The following is a 451-nucleotide window of genomic DNA, read 5'->3' as shown; positions in this document are numbered from 1 at the left end:
AAAGAAGCGCGGTTTTAAAATTTCAATTACCCCATCACATTGCCATCAACCCATTTCAAGAATAAAAAACTATAGAGTTGATTGTGAGACCATCGCCAAAATCTCGGACGCGTCATCCTATTACAAAGATAACTTTGTTCTGCCAGCGCGAACTATCATAGTCTCTATAAAACGATTGGACAGGCCATTGAATGACGAGGCGGGTACCATCACAGTAACGACGATGATTGGAGATACTGAAAAGCATGTGTCTATTCAAGTGGTGCCTGACGAGTACATGCATGCTGTAAATGCGCATAAGCAAAAAACAGCGATTCAATGCACTGGCGACCTTAATGTTTCGGCACGGAGCTCGAAGCTACTAAATCCATCGGGGTTTCGGGTCTTATCTAACGGTGAGTTTCCCTTCTGATTAAGTCAAGCTGGTAGTGAGTTATCTGGATACGGACCC

At 43.7% G+C, this 451-nt stretch carries 1 protein-coding gene; it reads left to right on the top strand.

Going from position 1 to position 451, the window contains the following annotated elements; genetic code table 11:
• Positions 1–412: hypothetical protein (locus JQ845_RS22985; protein WP_215907219.1), on the top strand; the 412-nt coding region annotated here is incomplete at its 5' end.
• Positions 413–451 lie beyond the last annotated feature (39 nt).

The organism is Pseudomonas paraversuta (assembly GCF_904063065.1).
Classification (GTDB): domain Bacteria; phylum Pseudomonadota; class Gammaproteobacteria; order Pseudomonadales; family Pseudomonadaceae; genus Aquipseudomonas; species Aquipseudomonas paraversuta.
This window is presented reverse-complemented; position numbering and strand designations above follow the sequence as displayed.